This window comes from Bacteroides muris (ex Afrizal et al. 2022), assembly GCF_004793475.1.
Classification (GTDB): Bacteria; Bacteroidota; Bacteroidia; order Bacteroidales; family Bacteroidaceae; genus Bacteroides; species Bacteroides muris.
Window position 1 is genome coordinate 1 of record NZ_SRYZ01000010.1, and the last position, 14,992, is coordinate 14,992.

General features: G+C 45.0%; 15 protein-coding genes and 2 tRNA genes. 7 read left to right on the forward strand and 10 right to left on the reverse strand.

The annotated features are described in order from the left end of the window. Positions 1-182: 182 nt before the first annotated feature. From E5355_RS06490 to E5355_RS06500, 3 genes are all read right to left on the reverse strand, one after another. Positions 183-255 (reverse strand) — tRNA-Pro (locus E5355_RS06490). A gap of 15 nt (positions 256-270) precedes the next feature. Continuing rightward, positions 271-343, reverse strand: a tRNA-Phe gene (locus tag E5355_RS06495). Positions 344-480: 137 nt separating this feature from the next. Beyond that, positions 481-1,482, reverse strand: a complete 1,002-nt coding sequence (locus tag E5355_RS06500) for a malate dehydrogenase (RefSeq protein WP_136009657.1) — start codon at positions 1,480-1,482, stop codon at positions 481-483. Positions 1,483-1,676: 194 nt separating this feature from the next. On the opposite strand from E5355_RS06500, the gene E5355_RS06505 reads away from it, so the two are divergent. The 3 genes from E5355_RS06505 (at position 1,677) to E5355_RS06515 (ending at position 4,234) form a co-directional block, all read left to right on the forward strand. After that, the gene (locus E5355_RS06505) at positions 1,677-2,513 is read left to right on the forward strand and encodes a S1 RNA-binding domain-containing protein (protein WP_136009658.1); all 837 of its coding nucleotides are present in this window, start codon (positions 1,677-1,679) and stop codon (positions 2,511-2,513) included. A 100-nt stretch (positions 2,514-2,613) separates the two neighbouring features. After that, entirely contained in the window at positions 2,614-3,303 is a 690-nt protein-coding gene (locus E5355_RS06510) for a DUF4476 domain-containing protein (RefSeq protein WP_136009659.1), read from the forward strand. Positions 3,304-3,316: 13 nt separating this feature from the next. Beyond that, positions 3,317-4,234, forward strand: a complete 918-nt coding sequence (locus tag E5355_RS06515; RefSeq protein ID WP_136009660.1) for a hypothetical protein — start codon at positions 3,317-3,319, stop codon at positions 4,232-4,234. Positions 4,235-4,318: 84 nt separating this feature from the next. On the opposite strand, the gene E5355_RS06520 is transcribed toward E5355_RS06515, so the two are convergent. The 5 genes from E5355_RS06520 to E5355_RS06540 all read right to left on the reverse strand — a co-directional run bounded on the left by E5355_RS06520 (position 4,319) and on the right by E5355_RS06540 (position 10,136). Then, a complete protein-coding gene (locus tag E5355_RS06520; RefSeq protein WP_136009661.1) occupies positions 4,319-5,647 on the reverse strand; it encodes a TolC family protein in 1,329 nt (442 codons plus the stop codon). Positions 5,648-5,677: 30 nt separating this feature from the next. Next, positions 5,678-6,781, reverse strand: coding sequence for an efflux RND transporter periplasmic adaptor subunit (locus tag E5355_RS06525; protein WP_136009662.1), 1,104 nt, complete (start codon positions 6,779-6,781; stop codon positions 5,678-5,680). A gap of 77 nt (positions 6,782-6,858) precedes the next feature. Continuing rightward, positions 6,859-8,100 (reverse strand): ABC transporter permease, encoded by a 1,242-nt coding sequence (locus E5355_RS06530; RefSeq protein WP_136009663.1) that lies wholly within the window; start codon positions 8,098-8,100, stop codon positions 6,859-6,861. Between the two features lie 5 nt (positions 8,101-8,105). Further along, positions 8,106-9,365 carry an ABC transporter permease gene (locus E5355_RS06535; protein WP_136009664.1) on the reverse strand — a complete coding sequence of 420 codons (1,260 nt, stop codon included), beginning with the start codon at positions 9,363-9,365 and terminating at the stop codon, positions 8,106-8,108. 54 nt (positions 9,366-9,419) lie between these two features. After that, complete coding sequence (locus tag E5355_RS06540) at positions 9,420-10,136, reverse strand: ABC transporter ATP-binding protein (protein WP_005825069.1); 717 nt, start codon at positions 10,134-10,136, stop codon at positions 9,420-9,422. Between the two features lie 176 nt (positions 10,137-10,312). On the opposite strand from E5355_RS06540, the gene E5355_RS06545 reads away from it, so the two are divergent. Then, on the forward strand, positions 10,313-11,293 hold the full coding sequence (locus tag E5355_RS06545) for an ROK family protein (RefSeq protein ID WP_136009665.1): 981 nt from the start codon (positions 10,313-10,315) through the stop codon (positions 11,291-11,293). Between the two features lie 670 nt (positions 11,294-11,963). Here E5355_RS06545 and rplS read toward each other — a convergent pair. Next, a complete protein-coding gene (gene rplS / locus E5355_RS06550; RefSeq protein WP_009122351.1) occupies positions 11,964-12,317 on the reverse strand; it encodes a 50S ribosomal protein L19 in 354 nt (117 codons plus the stop codon). 565 nt (positions 12,318-12,882) lie between these two features. On the opposite strand from rplS, the gene E5355_RS19815 reads away from it, so the two are divergent. Further along, entirely contained in the window at positions 12,883-13,239 is a 357-nt protein-coding gene (locus E5355_RS19815) for a hypothetical protein (protein ID WP_246866896.1), read from the forward strand. On the opposite strand, the gene E5355_RS06560 is transcribed toward E5355_RS19815, so the two are convergent. Beyond that, entirely contained in the window at positions 13,181-13,480 is a 300-nt protein-coding gene (locus E5355_RS06560; protein WP_136009666.1) for a transposase, read from the reverse strand. The genes E5355_RS19815 and E5355_RS06560 overlap by 59 nt on opposite strands. 98 nt (positions 13,481-13,578) lie before the next feature. Here E5355_RS06560 and E5355_RS06565 point away from each other — a divergent pair, with 98 nt between their 5' ends. Both E5355_RS06565 and E5355_RS06570 read left to right on the forward strand, forming a co-directional pair. Next, positions 13,579-14,148 (forward strand): hypothetical protein, encoded by a 570-nt coding sequence (locus E5355_RS06565; protein WP_136009667.1) that lies wholly within the window; start codon positions 13,579-13,581, stop codon positions 14,146-14,148. Positions 14,149-14,208: 60 nt separating this feature from the next. Continuing rightward, the gene (locus tag E5355_RS06570; RefSeq protein WP_136009668.1) at positions 14,209-14,574 is read left to right on the forward strand and encodes a hypothetical protein; all 366 of its coding nucleotides are present in this window, start codon (positions 14,209-14,211) and stop codon (positions 14,572-14,574) included. The last annotated feature ends 418 nt before the right edge of the window (positions 14,575-14,992 follow it).

The window sequence follows — 14,992 nt, forward strand, 5'->3', positions numbered from 1 at the left end:
AGATACAAAGATAGCGATTTTATCTGACATTCACAAATAGAATCACTGTTATTTTAATGATAATCAGAGGATTATTCTAAAATTGTTGCTGACCAACCTGATTGTATTCGATTCGCTGAATAGTTACGAGGAATGGAATAAAACAAAAAAAGACTTAACTCCTAAAAGTTAAGCCTTTTCTGTCGGAATGAGGCGACTCGAACGCCCGACCCCTACGTCCCGAACGTAGTGCGCTACCAACTGCGCTACATTCCGATTGCTTTTGAAAAGTGGTGCCACCAGGAATCGAACCGGGGACACAAGGATTTTCAGTCCTTTGCTCTACCAACTGAGCTATGGCACCTTTTTCGTTTGCGGGTGCAAAGATAAAGAGTTTTTTTTATACTGCAAGACTTTTTGAGGAAAAAATATCTAAAAAGGTGCCTCTTACTCTATGGAACGAGGCACCTTACTTTTGAGAATCACTTGCTATCGAAGAAATTAGTCGATATTCGGATTGATGCTGTGCCAGTCTTTGATGGCAGGCAGTACACCCATTTCTATCACCTCGTCACGAAGTTTGCAGAGGTGGGCATAGCTTTCTTTCAGCTTGGTTTCTTCTTCGGGTGTGCCGTTCAGCTCCTTGTAGTGTACACCGTCTTTGGTAATTTCAGTTTCCATTGCCATCATGATGTGGTCGAAGCCGTGGCTGTGTACATATGTACCGGCAGGCCAGCGGAACGGTTTGCCCCCCATCGCTGCGGCTATCATTTCGATGGAGACGTATGCCGGGCTCTGGAAGGAAGAACGTCCACGGAGGGCGATGATGTTGGCACCGCCTTTGGTTACCTTAGTCTGGATTTCAGCCCATTGTTCTTTGGTCAAGGCAGGGGTACCGATGATGTCGAGCAACGGTTTACCGTCCACTTTGGCGGTAGAGGCGTATACGGCCATCTGCTCACCATGACCGCCATAGGTACGGCAATTTTCGATTTTGTCGGGAGCAATGCCGAAGTGCTTGGAAAGCTCGCTGCGCAGGCGGGTACTGTCGAGGGCAGCCAGTGTGGTCACTTGTGAAGGTTTCAGGCCGGAATACAATAGGGTAATCAGACCGGTGATGTCGGCAGGATTGAAAATAACAACCACGTGCTTTACATCGGGGCAGTAGGCTTTTACATTCTTACCGAATTCTTCGGCAATAGCGGCATTCCCCTTCAATAAGTCTTCACGTGTCATGCCTGCTTTGCGGGCGGCACCACCTGATGATACTACATACTTAGCGCCGGTCAGCGCTTCCTTGATGTCGGAGGTAAATGTGATGTTCATTCCTTCGAATCCGCAGTGGAACAGCTCTTCGGCCACACCTTCCAGTCCGGGAGCATAAGGGTCGTACAGACATAGGTTCGGAGTGAGATGCATCATGATTGCTGTCTGCGCCATGTTTGAACCAATCATGCCGGCTGCGCCGACGATTGTCAATTTGTCATTTGTCAGAAATTCCATAATCTTTTTTTATTTAAAAGTGAGTAATATCTTTTCTTGCTGATTGTCACGATACAAAGATAACCCTTTTTGAAGAGAGTTGTTCATAGAAAAAAGTTATCTTTTAGAGCAAAAAGTTATTTCTTCTTTCCTAACTGCTGTATTGTACCTAAATTACTTATCTTTGTTGGGAAAATGAAGATAAGTAAGAAACTATGAGCATTGAGTTAGGAAAGTACAATACGCTGGAAGTGGTGAAAGAGGTAGACTTCGGCATGTATCTGGACGGTGGCGAAGAAGGTGAAATTCTGCTCCCGTCGCGTTATGTTCCCCAAGACTGTAAAGTGGGAGATGAACTGAACGTTTTTATATACCTTGATAATGAAGAACGCCTGGTTGCCACTACCTTGACACCGCTGGTGCAGGTCGGACAGTTTGCCTGCTTGGAGGTGGCGTGGATTAACCAGTATGGCGCTTTCCTCAACTGGGGATTGATGAAGGATCTTTTTGTCCCTTTCCGCGAGCAAAAGATGAAGATGCAGGTGGGAAAGAAGTATGTGGTTCATGCCCATCTGGACGATGAGAGCTATCGCATCGTGGCATCGGCCAAGGTAGAACGTTATCTTTCCAAAGAGAAGGCTGCTTATGAGCCGGGGCAGGAGGTGGATATCCTGATTTGGCAGAAGACGGACCTGGGATTCAAGACAATCATAAACAATGAATATGGCGGCTTGCTGTACGAGAACGAGATATTTCAGCCACTGCACACGGGCATGACGATGAAGGCATACGTGAAGCAGGTGCGTGAAGACGGCAAGATAGACCTGCTGCTGCAAAAACCGGGGCAGGCCAAAGTGGAAGACTTTTCGGTCACCCTGCTGGACTATATCCGTGACCAGGGCGGACGGACGACCTTGAATGACAAGAGTCCGGCGGAAGAAATCTATGCAACTTTCGGTGTCAGCAAGAAAACCTTCAAGAAAGCTGTGGGCGACTTGTACAAGAAACATTTGGTTGTATTGGAGGAAGATGAAATCAAGATTAGGAATTAGTTCCTGTCATTAGGAATTTCCCTACTCGCAAATAGAGATAATCATTAGGGAGGGGAATTTCCTCTCCCTATTTTTGTCGTACAATAAAAAAAGAAAAGTTATGATACGTCATTTAATACTGAGTGGTTATCTGCTTCTGGCAACGTTGCCCGCAATGAAAGCGGTGTCCATAGATGGAATCCGTATAGAAAGTCCACACCGTAAAATTGTGGTATTGGTTGACGGGCAGCAGATTTGCCTGCCTACTTTCAGTTGTTTTGTTGCCAATCTGCATGGTAGTTACCAGGTGGAGGTTTATGAAGCACCATCCCATGGGGAGAATCCCCGAAGAGGAAAACTGTTGTATGATGAACGTGTGCATTGCTCCATCAATGAAGTGAAAGATATTCTCATTCCGAAAGACAAAAGAGTCAGTGGAAACCGGGGTACTTCCAATCATCACAAACCCGGCAGGCCAGGTGACAGACCGATAGAAGGACAGTATGAACGGGTAATGTCCCCTTCTGCCTTCGAACAGTTCATGGGGCTGATGGAAAAACAGAACTTCGATTCAGATCGCAAGGAAGTACTAGACCATGCCTTGCTGACCTCTTGGTTCACTACTGACCAGTGTATCCGTCTGATGGATTTTTATCGTTTCGATAGTGAGAAGAAGCAGTTGATGAAGAAGATTTATCCTAAAATAGCCGATAAACCGAATTTCTATTATGCGATAGACAAGCTGACCTTCTCGTCGGACAAGAACGAGATAAATGCTTTCATTAAACAATATCATGAGAAGAATAACTAAAAAAGGAGGGATTATGAAACGGATTATATTTATATTTCTTGCCGCTATGATGAGTACAGCTGTTTGCAGTGCGGCAATGAGCAACAGCAAAGTGCGTAAAGAGACCCGCTTTCTTACGGACAAGATGGCTTATGAATTGAACCTGAATACAGAACAGTATAATGACGTGTACGAAATAAACTATGATTTCATTTCCGGTATACGCTATTTGATGGATGACGTACTTCGGGGGGAGGAATGGGCTTTGAATCGCTATTACGATTATCTGGATGTGCGCAATGACGACCTTCGATGGGTGCTGAATAACCGACAGTACGGCCGTTTTATGCAGGCCGCCTATTTTTACCGTCCGGTTTATGTAAGTGGTGGGCGTTGGTCTTTTAGGGTTTACATCACTTACACCAATCATAATCATTTCTATTTCCCGCGGCCGTATCATTACCGTACATATTGCGGTGGGCATTGTCGTACGCACTATCACAACAGCTATTATCGCGGGCGTTACCATCATCCGCACTATACCGGTTCGTGGAGTATTCGGAATGAAAAGTCGTATCACACCAGCCGCCGTTCAGATTTCGGTTCGGTGAACATCCGCCCTAATTCGCATAAGCGTCCGGCAGGCAGGGATGATGTATATACCACGCGACGTAGCAACGGTAGTAATAATCGCATTAGCACAGGTACACGTAACAGCAGTACGCGACGTAGTAGTGTGGATAGTGGCAGAAAGTCGAGTAAAGAGAAAATAGAAACCACAAGAACTAAAAATAATGATAAGAGCCCCAGCCGTAGCAGGGTAAAGACGGCAAGCAAGGAAAGAAGAAATGCTTCCGGCGTACGGAGTTCCGAAAGCCGTCGCAGCAGCTCTTCAAGCACTACCCGCAGTTCTACCGGCAGTAGCTCTTCCCGCTCTTCGGAAAGGAGATAGAAGAACAAAAAACTCCCCTCTTGTCAGCCTGGAGGCAGGGAGAGGGGAGAATCAAACACAACAACTAAAATTATACATCTTTTTTTATTCAATCGGTTCTCCCTTATAGAAATCCAGAATCTTGGTACGGAACAGATAGTCATACTTGGCTTGCAACTCGTCTGATTGGGATTTCATAAGGTTCTGTTTTGCTTCATTGTATTCTACGGCATTTGCTTTTCCGTTCTCATACTTTTCGCTCATCAGCTTGAAAGACTCTTCGCTGGCAACGGTGGCTGTATGGCTGCTGGTATATTTGCTTTCGGCAGCAGCGGCGTTGTACCATGCCTGCTGGATTTCCTTGTAAAGCGTCTTTTTGGCATTATCCAGTTGCAAGGCATAGTTCTCGCGTTGCAGGCGTGCCGTGCGTACCCGGTTACGGGTAGAGAGGCGGTTGAAAATAGGTACGCTGAGGTTGAAGCCTACATATTTGTTGAAGTTATCGTTCATCTGCTGGCTGAAGGTACGGTCAATGGTAGAATAGTAATTCGTACCGAGACTACCGTTCAGACTCAGTTGTGGGTAGTAGTTGCTCTGGGCGATGCGGATGCTGTGCTTGCTACCCTCCAGACGGAACTGTGCAGCCTGGATGGAGGCTTTACTTACCATAGCTGTTTGGAATATTTCATCCGGAGGAGTGAGAGGAACCAGATTCAGATTGACTGCCGGAGATTCCAGATTGAACCCTTCCGGTGTTTCCAGTTCGATAAGCTGGCTAAGGTCGAGCAGGGCCAACTTATAGTTGTTGTTTGTCTGCACTACATTCATCTCGTCTTGTGCCACACGTGCTTTGGCTTCTGCCAGTTCTGCCGGAGAGGCTTTTCCCAAGTCGGCAAGCCGGCTGATGCGGACATATTGCTCTTTGCTCAATTGCACTTGTCCCAACGCCACCTGGTGGAGCTCTTCATTGAACAGCACCTGAAGGTAGGCCGAAGCTATATTGATGGCAATGTCTTCCTTGGCTTTGTCCAGGTCGGCAATGGCAGCTTTGAGGTTTAGTTTGGCCAATGCATACTGGTGGGGAATTTCCAGACCGGTAAAGATAGGTATGCTGGTATTGACAGACATATTAGTGCCGTGGCTGCTGGTGTTGACGTATACAGTGGAATAGTCTCCCGTATCCTCATTTTTGATGGCTGTTTGCGTACGTCCCCAGTTCCAGCTCTGACCGGCACTGGCATTCAGGTTCGGCAGTCGTGCCCATTTGGCTGTATTTACTTCGACAGCACTCTGTTCGGCAGCGTTGGCTGTCTGGCGGATACTGATGTTATGCTCGATGGCATAGTCTATGCATTGGCGTAAAGACCATCGTTCCTGCGCCTGCACTGAGATACTGCCGAATATTGCGAGGTATAAGAATATCTTTTTATTCATATCGTATATCTTTTTAAGCTATTCCGTTTGTTAATCCTTTTTCTCTGCACTGCGAATTTTGTCTTGGGCAGTGATGCCGCTTTTGATGGCAATTTTTATGCCGTCACTCATGCCGACCTGGATGGGGCGGCGTTCGAACTTCTGTACCGGTACGCTGTCCGTCATTACGTATACAAAGGTGCTGTCACCATTGAATTCAACGGTACTTTCCGGTACGGCAAGTATTTTCCGGGCACGGTCTAATACGATTTCTGCGTTGGCAGAATAGCCGGAACGTATCTGTACGCTGTCCGGTGCGGCAATGGCAGCTTTGATTTCAAACTGGTTGGCACCGTTTTCTTCCACACCCTTCGGAGATATGTATTCCAGCGTGGCATCGAACGAAAGATTCTGCAGGGCGCCGATTGTCAGTTTCACCGGCATGCCTTCGTGCACACGGCCCACTTCCGTTTCGTCAATGTTGCCGCGGAAAATCAAATCGTTCATGTTGGCAACGGTAGCGATGGTGGTTCCGTCATTGAAAGTGTTACTCATGATAACCGAGTTACCTACTTTGATGGGCACATCCAGAATCAGACCGGTGATGGTAGAACGAATCAATGTGCTGCTGAAAGAGGCGCTGTTCTTGGTGATACCTTCTTTCACGATTTCCAGATTGTCTTTGGCTGTTTGTAACTCTTCGCGCGCCTGCTTTACGCTCACTTCGCCTTTTTCGTATTCTTCGGCGCTGATAAGCTTGTCATTGTACAGTTTCTGGGTACGTGCAAAATCTGTCTCTGCTTGGGTTGCGTTGATTTCTGCCAATCGTACACGGCTTTCGGCAGAGTTCAATTGTCCTAATTCGGGTATTACCTTTACTTTGGCAAGTACTTCCCCTTGCTTTACGCTTTGTCCTGCTTCCTTGTATACTTCGGCAATGATACCGGAAATCTGTGGCTTGATAAGGACTTCATCTCTCGGTTCCACTTTGCCGGTGGCTACGGTAGTCTTTTCAAGGTCTGTCACTTCCGGAACTATTGTTTCGTATACTGTTACTTTAGGTTGGGACTTCTGGTACAGAAATATGAATGTCCAAATGAATAAGGCAGCAATTACTACCAATAATGCGATTTTCAGAAACTTCTTTGTTTTCATCTTATATTTACGATTTAATTATTTACGATTGATATAGCCATTATTTCATGGCTTACGGTTAGTGGTCTCTCTATAGTTTATTCATCCCTGATTGCTTCAATTGGCTTGATTGCCATGGCACGGTAAGCAGGTGCCAGTCCCGCAAGCACTCCCAATGCGATGAGGAGGATGCAGGTTCCGATAGCCAGTCCGAATGAAACCTGATAGTGGGTTTTGATGACTCCAGGGGCATTGGCTGCTTTTTCCAATATTTGCAGCACAAATACTGCAAAAGAAATACCTGCCATGCCTGCTATGGTTGTCAGTACCATGCTTTCCGAAAGAATTTGTTGCAGGATGTCTTTAGGACGGGCACCGATGGCACGCCGTATGCCTATTTCCGTAGTACGTTCCTTGACGGTTACCATCATGATATTCGATACGCCGATGGCTCCGGCGAACAATGTGCCCAGACCTACCATCCAAATAAGAAAGCGTACTCCGGTCATTAGGTTGTCCATCATGGAGAACATGGCTTCCGCATTCAGGAACATGACGGCTTGTTTGTCATCGGGAGCAATGTAATGTGCTGCTTTTACGAGGCGTTCTACTTCGGGTTGCACGTCTTTTACTCTTATTCCCGGTTTCATGATGAAACATATCAAATCCAGTTTCTTTCCGAGGTTGTAGGTCTGCTGCATGGTGGAGAAAGGCAATACAATGGCCTCGGAGGCTTGTCCTTGTATGTTGACATTACCTTCGGATGAACACATTCCGATAATCTGGTAATAGATGCCGTTCACCCGAACATATTTGCCGCAGGGGTCTTCTCCCGGTTTAAAGAGACTTTCGTATACACGTTTGCCGATAACACATACTTTACGTGACTCTTTGATGTCGACGTCGTTGATAAAACGGCCGTAAGCCATTTCCTGATGTTCTATCTGCTCATACTCCGGGTACAGCCCCTTTACGCTACATTCATATTTATTTTCTCCATAGACAGCGGTCTGTCCCCAAAGGGCAAATGAAGGTGTGGCGAGTGCGATGCCGTCCACACTGCGTACGCGGTCTACATCTTCCATCTCCAGATCCCACCAGCGTCCCTTGCGGAATCCCTTGTAGGCTTCGCTTGTCTTTTGTGTGGCGATAAAGCCCGAATTTGTAGCAAATCCTTCGAACTGGGATTTCAGTTCTTCCTGCATGCCTTGTCCGCCACCGATTAGCGCCACCAGCATAAAGATGCCCCAGAATACACCGAATGCCGTCAGCAGGCTTCTTGTCTTGTTTCTTGTTATTGTGATGAGGATTTCCTCACACGTATCTATGTCTATTCTCATAATCTTTAATCTGCTCTAAGTGCTTCGATAGGACTGATGCTCACGGCTTTCTTTGCCGGGAAGAATCCGGCAAGCGTACCCGCTATGATGAGGGTCAGAGTGGCTTGGACGGCAATGCCGAGGTCTACGGTGGGGTCGGAAAACATGGTCTGCTGGAACATGCCGGCATCCATCGTCTGGCTACCGAAAGCAGAGTTCATCCATTCCGTTACTCCGATTCCTGCTACCATTCCGATATAGCCGAAGAGTGTAGTGATGGTCACACTTTCCACAATAATCAGCCAAAGGATGGAGAAGGGCTTTGCTCCCAATGCCTTGCGGATACCGAATTCACGGGTACGTTCTTTAACGGTAATCAGCATGATATTCGATACACCGACAATGCCGCTCAACAATGTAAAAATGCCGATTACCCAGATGGCGGTGCGTAGAATGCCCATTGCGTTTTGGGTTTGCAGATAGTTGGTGAAACGGTTCCATATCCAGATGGCGCTGTCGTCGGTGGGGTCGAAGCGATGGTTGGTGGCAATGGCTTTACGGTATTCTTTTTCGAAGGCCTCATTGCTTTCCATGCTACTCAGGTTCTTGGTCGTAAAGATGATGTTATTCAGCTTGTCTCCTTTATTATAGATGGTTTGCAAGGTGGAGAAGGGGATATACGCTTCGTTTGCCTCGCGGTCTCCCTGGTCATTGTAGAGGCCTACTACTTGATAGGCCACTCCACTGGCATTGACAAATTGTCCGATGGGTTCAGTATGCGTTTTTCCGAAAAGGATATCTGCAGATTTCTTATGGAGGATGATGACTTTACGTCGGTCTTTCAGGTCGTTGTAGTTGATGAAACGTCCGTCCGCTGTTTTCACGGTTTCCACTTCGGTATAGTTGGGATATACGCCCAGCAGAGAGATATTGATATATTCTTGTCCGAAGCTGACGTTTACATTGCTTTGGCGCACTGTAGCACCGGCACTAATGACATTTTCAGTGAATTGCTTCTCCGTGTCATCCATGTCCCGGTTATCCAGTTGGACGCGGCGTCCTTCTTTCAGACCGTCGTATGACTTGGTGGTCCAGCCGGGGAAGATGCGGATAGAGTTCAAGGCACGCTCCGACGCATTTTGCTCGAAGGCATGTATGATACCGTTTCCGGCTCCGAGCAGCACGATGAGCATGAAGATTCCCCATGCCACGGCAAAGCCCGTCAGGAATGTACGCAGTTTGTTGCGTTTGATGGTTCCGTATATTTCTTGCCAAAGGTCTATCATTGATAATTAAAAATTAAGAATTAAAAATTAAAGGGGGAGGGGGCTCTTCCTTTATTATTTCATGAATCCGTCTTTTCCGAACGGGCTTGCATCGTGGTTCAGATTCGTCTCGATGCTACCTATGATACCGTCTTTGATATGGATAATCTTGTCCGTCTGGTTGGCAACACCGCTTTCATGGGTCACGACTACGATGGTCATGCCCGTATCGTGCAGTTCCTTTAGAATCTGCATCACCTCTACGGAAGTCTTGCTGTCGAGCGCGCCGGTCGGTTCGTCGGCAAGGATAATCTGCGGCTGGGTGATGAGGGCACGGGCGATGGCTACACGTTGTTTCTGTCCACCGGACATCTCATTCGGCATGTGGTGTGCCCATTCTTTCAGCCCCAGGCGGTCCAGATATTCCAGTGCCAGCGCATTACGTTTGCGGCGGCTCACTCCTTGATAAAAGAGAGGAAGCGCCACATTCTCCACTGCATTCTTGAAGGAAATGAGATTGAAGGACTGGAAGATGAAACCAATCATACGGTTGCGGTACTCGGCTGCCTTCGTTTCGCTGAGGTTCTTGATGAGGGTACCGTTCAGATAATATTCCCCCGTGTCGTAACTATCCAGAATACCCAGTATATTGAGTAAAGTGGACTTTCCTGAACCCGATGAGCCCATGATGGAAACAAATTCGCCTTTCTGAATGTCGAGGTTGATGCCTTTGAGCACATGCAGCGGTGCTCCGTTGTTGTAGGTCTTGTTAATGTCTTTTAGTTGTATCACTGTTTTCCCTGTTTTTGGCTTTACTCTTATTAATTTTCACTATTAGACGAAGCAATGCTACGAAAAGTTGCAAAAGTTGCAAACTTTTTTAAAAAAAGATTTTGCAGTGTCGTTTTTCTTTGTGATTTTTGTAACCATGAATGTGATTAACTAACCCTTTAAACAAACGTAATATCATGAATTCAAACATGGAAAAGCCCTATGTAGTGGGCATTGACATAGGCGGAACAAACACCGTCTTTGGTATTGTAGACGCACGCGGAACTATTATTGCAAGCAGTTCCATCAAAACCGGAGCTTATGAAGACGCTAATGATTACGTAGACGAGGTTTGCAAGAACTTGTTGCCGCTCATTATTGCCAACGGTGGTGTAGACAAGATAAAAGGTATAGGTATAGGTGCTCCTAACGGAAACTATTACAGCGGTACCATTGAATTTGCCCCGAACCTTCCCTGGAAGGGTGTAATTCCTTTGGCTGCCATGTTTGAGGAACGCTTGGGTATTCCCACAGCTTTGACAAACGATGCCAACGCTGCCGGTGTCGGTGAAATGACTTACGGTGCGGCTCGTGGTATGAAAGATTTTATCATGATAACTCTTGGTACCGGTGTAGGTAGTGGTATTGTTATTAACGGTCAGATGGTATATGGTCATGACGGTTTTGCCGGAGAGTTGGGACATACCATCATCCGTCGTGAAAACGGTCGTCTCTGCGGATGCGGACGTCACGGTTGTCTGGAAACTTACTGCTCGGCTACGGGTGTGGCACGTTCTGCCCGCGAGTTCCTGACCAAGAGTACCGAACCGAGTTTGTTACGCGACATTCCGGCAGAAAGCATTACTTCCAAGGATGTGTATGATGCTGCGGTGAAGGGTGACAAGATTGCTCAAGACATCTTTGAGTTTACCGGAACCATTTTGGGTGAGGCTTTGGCTGACTTCATCGCTTTCTCCAGTCCGGAAGCTATCGTATTGTTCGGCGGTCTGGCAAAAGCGGGAGACTATATCTTCAAGCCTATCCAGAAAGCTATTGATGATAATGTGCTGAATATCTACAAAGGCAAGACCAAATTGCTGGCTTCCGAGTTGAAGGACTCTGATGCTGCTGTGCTGGGTGCCAGTGCATTGGGCTGGGAGTTGAGAGATATCAAGTAATTAATATCAGGGAAACTGATAAAGGAGGGGATGTGTTAAAACTCCCCTTTTATCGAAATCACCCTCGCTACACCTATCTGTAGCGAGGGTGATTTTTAGTTTATGAGAGTTTCGACACACCTTTTTTGGGGGGATGGTACATATTCCTCAGCAATAAAGTTCTGTACAAGTTGCTTTCACACTTCCCCCATTCTCTGTATCCCTTTATTCATCGGGGTTGCGGATGCTGTGGACGCAACTTTTTCTTCTACCTTAAATTTACGCTGAATAATATGTTAATATATTGTAGTACAATAAATTAATAGGATGTGGAACAATTTATCAATATCGTGTAAACAAGCTATTAGTTTCCTGCAAACACGGTATTAACTTCGTAAAAGCCCGTGCGATAATAGGTGGAAGCCAGGCTTTTGGTATGGATAAGATAGGTATTCAGTATGGAAAAGCTATGCATATGACAGTTGTTTAACGGCCGTGAGGTGCTGATAAACTAACATATCAGCAAGAAGAAAGGCTTATGTGAAAGGAAAGGAGCGCAGGTTTACAATGTTTTGAATGAGGTAGTAGCAGTAGAGTATTGCATGGTGTGTATGCATACTGTGTATATTGCTAAAAAAGGGAAACCGACGCTGTCAGCTTCCCTTTTTTATTTCGAAATAGGAGTTCGGTATTAACCGTTAACTCTTTTTTCTTTGATTCTTGCTTTCTTACCGGTAAGAGCGCGCAGGTAGTACAGTTTAGCGCGACGAACTTTACCCACTTTGTTCACTTCGATGCTGTCGATAGCCGGTGATTCAATCGGGAAAATACGTTCTACGCCTACGGTTCCTGACATTTTACGTACTGTAAAACGCTTCTTGTCTCCGTGTCCGGCAATTTTGATAACAACACCACGGTACAGCTGTACACGTTCCTTGTTACCCTCGACAATACGATATGCTACTGTTACAGTGTCACCTGCCTTGAAGCTCGGGTGCTGTTTTCCGGTAGCAAATGCTTCTTCTGCAATTTTAATTAAATCCATTGTTTTTATTATTAAATTGTTTCATCGTTACAACGCAACATACCAGGCTTCTCTCTTGGTGTCCTGACAGCGATTGCGCGAAAGCGGTGCAAAGGAACGAATTATTTGCCAGATACACAAGTGCTTCAAACTTTTTTTTACCAGTTGGGCATGGCTTTTTCATTTTTATTTGAACTTTTATCTACACGACTCCCTGCAAGAAAACACGTTGAGCCTGAATCTGCATAAACATGCAGCGTATCGCATATCTATTTGCAAGATGCTGCATCTATAAATGTAGCACACCGGAAATATAGATGGAAAAAAGTGTATAAAGTTTCACCGGAAAAGCCGATGGATAGGGCGATATGCAGAAAAGGTAAAAGAGGCGAAGGGTGATAACTCCTTCTAACTCCCGATAACTCCTTTTTAAATGAACTTCCAAATTCAAGCCATCGGTCTGATGTCCGGTATGCGAAAAGTTACAGCTATCCCGATGACATGAAACAGATATTGGGCACCGGTGCGCAAACAATGAGTGCCTTGGAGTTTGATCGCGACGGTGAGATAGCCCAACAAGGAAATATTGCGCATCATCACCGCCCATCCCTTGCCCGATGGCAACGCCAAGCTGCTGATTACCGGCGGAGGTGCATTCAACAAGTTCCTCATAGAACGCATCAATGCCTTGTGCCCGTGTGAAATAGTGATTCCCGACTTACAAATCATAGAGTATAGGGAAGCCCTAATCTTTGCTTTCCTGGGTGCGCTCTATATGGCGGACAGAACCGGATGCCTCGACTACCAAGCGGTGTCCTATGAATATGCCCACTGCTTCAACAGCCGCTGCCACTCGCCGCCCCCTGTCTACATACTTCTGGAATCTATGATACCCATGCTGGGACTTTCCTGTTTACCGATTGATTTCCTTGCCAACTTATGAAGAACATCCGACAATTCCTCCCACACTCCTTCCGGTTTCTACTTGCGAAAATAATAATAAACTGTTTGCCGGGGGCAAAATCAGTCGGAAGCATACGCCATTGACATCCGCTCTTGATGAGATGAAAAATAGCGTTTATGATTTCTCTGAGAGAAGTTTTTCTGCTTTTTTCTTGTGATTTTACGATATTATTGATAACTTGCCATTGTTTTTCAGTTAGGTTAGTTGAATAATCGCTCATAACTTTTTTGATTAGGAATCTTAAAACTACGAGTTTTCTTAATTAACTAACTGACTAATAGGGTGATATTTCTTGTTTAATCATTTCAAATAAGGTGTATGAAAAAGAACTATGGAATTTACTTGTTAATTGCCTTTTCAATGTTAAGTTCTTGTAAGAACGAGGATATGGAAGACTACCAGTGCGCATCAACCAGAATGGTTTCTTCCATCATACAAGACGAATTTGATTGGGAAAATGCTGACTTTATGCCAACACCTGCAGGGAGCACACCCATTTCAACCCCATGGATAGGTCAAGGTAGTCTCATTGGTACTTATGAATTAGACGTCATTAATGACCGAAAAAAAACAGAGGGATGGTGTTTGTTATATAATTCCTTTTCAACAGACCCTAAAAACTACCAACAAAATCCATTCTTTATACTTTATAATGAGTATAGAGGAATAATGCGCATTTTTTATTATGCCACAGATAGTTTTGTCCAAACATCTTCTAATGTAGTAGATAATTTATCCATTATTTCTCCCTATCCTGTAAAAATGTTTAATTTTGCTGATAAGGAAATTGTCAAAGGGAGTGATACCAGAACCTCATTACGGCACATTCAGCCGAAGCCTTTTGACGGATTCCAGCCATTAGCGTCACAACGTTGGTATATGGCTTAATACGAACTTGCTTATAATCCTGAACTAAATTAAATTGTCACATTAAACGAAATACAAATTATGCATCAAAATTTTATTCTTACATCTGCAAAAAAAGCATTTAGGGTTATAGGACTACTCTTTATAACGCTGATATTTGCATCATCTTGTTCAGAAGATGATACAATTTATACAGGCATACTAAACATTGAAATTACCAATTGGCAGCCGGAATGGATTAGCCACTTGTTTGTTATAATATCTCCTCTTGAGCAACAAGATGAAATAATAAAGATTGTTAAATTAACAAGTGATGCCCCTAATCATGTAGAATTAAATCCCGGAAATTACAAAATTCTAATTAGAGCTGATAATAATGATTATACACCCTATATCACCGAATCTGTACAAATCCAAATAGGAAAGACAGAAACCGTTGTAATATAGCGTTGTTTTTCTGAAAGATACGGAAATTCCTGTTACTTTTGCCCTTTGCCTACCCCGGCAAGGGGTAATTTTTATGTGTAGGAGAACCTAATTGTGGCATCCCCAAGCATGAACCTCGATGTATAATGCGCCGAAATCATCTGCCAACTCTTCGCTACGGACAATCCGGAAGTACTGAAGAAAATACAACGTACACCGAAGAATACACAAAAAAACAGCAGGAGGTAATAGATGAACTTTTATCTTCCACTACAATAGTCACCGTACCGATGAGATTCTTTTTCTTGCGCACAAACATGCGCAAAGATAGCAAAAACAAAGCTTACGTCACCCAAAACACCCTTTCAGCTTTACTGTCTTATTGATAATCAAATAGAAGAAACACACAGGGTCAAAGTCAAACGCGGCTCTTTCATTT

Coding starts and splice junctions, on each gene's coding strand:
- E5355_RS06570 (WP_136009668.1), top strand. CDS start 14,209: ATGCATCAAAATTTTATTCTTACATCTGCAAAAAAAGCATTTAGGGTT.
- E5355_RS06535 (WP_136009664.1), bottom strand. CDS start 9,365: ATGATAGACCTTTGGCAAGAAATATACGGAACCATCAAACGCAACAAA.
- E5355_RS06525 (WP_136009662.1), bottom strand. CDS start 6,781: ATGAAAACAAAGAAGTTTCTGAAAATCGCATTATTGGTAGTAATTGCT.
- E5355_RS06505 (WP_136009658.1), top strand. CDS start 1,677: ATGAGCATTGAGTTAGGAAAGTACAATACGCTGGAAGTGGTGAAAGAG.
- E5355_RS06520 (WP_136009661.1), bottom strand. CDS start 5,647: ATGAATAAAAAGATATTCTTATACCTCGCAATATTCGGCAGTATCTCA.
- E5355_RS06515 (WP_136009660.1), top strand. CDS start 3,317: ATGAAACGGATTATATTTATATTTCTTGCCGCTATGATGAGTACAGCT.
- E5355_RS06560 (WP_136009666.1), bottom strand. CDS start 13,480: ATGAGCGATTATTCAACTAACCTAACTGAAAAACAATGGCAAGTTATC.
- E5355_RS06545 (WP_136009665.1), top strand. CDS start 10,313: ATGAATTCAAACATGGAAAAGCCCTATGTAGTGGGCATTGACATAGGC.
- rplS (WP_009122351.1), bottom strand. CDS start 12,317: ATGGATTTAATTAAAATTGCAGAAGAAGCATTTGCTACCGGAAAACAG.
- E5355_RS06565 (WP_136009667.1), top strand. CDS start 13,579: ATGAAAAAGAACTATGGAATTTACTTGTTAATTGCCTTTTCAATGTTA.
- E5355_RS06530 (WP_136009663.1), bottom strand. CDS start 8,100: ATGAGAATAGACATAGATACGTGTGAGGAAATCCTCATCACAATAACA.
- E5355_RS06510 (WP_136009659.1), top strand. CDS start 2,614: ATGATACGTCATTTAATACTGAGTGGTTATCTGCTTCTGGCAACGTTG.
- E5355_RS06500 (WP_136009657.1), bottom strand. CDS start 1,482: ATGGAATTTCTGACAAATGACAAATTGACAATCGTCGGCGCAGCCGGC.